The organism is Duganella radicis (genome assembly GCF_009720825.1).
Lineage (GTDB): Bacteria > Pseudomonadota > Gammaproteobacteria > Burkholderiales > Burkholderiaceae_D > Rugamonas > Rugamonas radicis.
This window is the reverse complement of record NZ_WNKY01000146.1, coordinates 1-255: the sequence shown is the minus strand read 5'-3', so window position 1 is coordinate 255 and position 255 is coordinate 1. Positions and strand designations below refer to the sequence as shown.

The 255-nt window shown below is 47.8% G+C and carries 2 rRNA genes; both read right to left on the bottom strand.

The features are described 5' to 3' along the window. Nucleotides 1–63, bottom strand: a 5S ribosomal RNA gene (rrf, locus tag GM676_RS33105); the annotation flags it as partial. An 82-nt stretch (nt 64–145) separates the two neighbouring features. Beyond that, nucleotides 146–255: ribosomal RNA gene (locus GM676_RS31430) — 23S ribosomal RNA — on the bottom strand; the annotation flags it as partial.

The following is a 255-nucleotide window of genomic DNA, read 5'->3' as shown; positions in this document are numbered from 1 at the left end:
GAGTCGTTTCACGGTCCTGTTCGGGATGGGAAGGGGTGGGACCGACTTACTATGGTCATCAAGCTTTGACTTGGCAACAATCTGGAGAAGTAAAGAACTTAGGGAGAACTCATCAAGAGTAAATGCGCATAACCGTCAAGGTTATAGGGACAAGCCGTACGGGCAATTAGTATCAGTTAGCTTAATGCATTACTGCACTTCCACACCTGACCTATCAACGTCCTGGTCTCGAACGACCCTTCAAAGAGCTCAAGG